This window comes from Streptococcus suis, assembly GCF_002964045.1.
Classification (GTDB): Bacteria; Bacillota; Bacilli; order Lactobacillales; family Streptococcaceae; genus Streptococcus; species Streptococcus suis_U.
Window position 1 is genome coordinate 1 of sequence record NZ_POPB01000546.1, and the last position, 315, is coordinate 315.

Annotated in this window: 1 pseudogene; it reads right to left on the reverse strand. The window is 44.1% G+C overall.

Annotation, left to right across the window (positions count from 1 at the left end):
- Positions 1-315, reverse strand: a pseudogene (locus tag C1E99_RS12620) (ABC transporter ATP-binding protein); the annotation flags it as partial.

Genomic DNA, 315 nt, shown 5'->3' on the forward strand with positions numbered 1-315 from the left:
GAAAAATCTGCTACTGCTAATTCTCCCACATGATAGGCCGCATCCCTGACTTCCAAGGCTGTCACATTGGGATAGCTTGGCACTTGCTCAGACAAGACCTGACCAGCAAGATAGTCTTCTAGGTTGGCGACCGTTTCCTTGGTCGAATGGATATAATTGACATCCAAGAGGATGTATTTCATAGGATAGATGAAATTTTCAACATAGCTGAAGGTTGCAATGGCAGCACCGATGGTCAACTCTTTTTGTAGCAAGAGATAGCCGACCAAGCCAAAAGCTGTTAATTGCACCAAAAACATGGAAAATCCATTGACC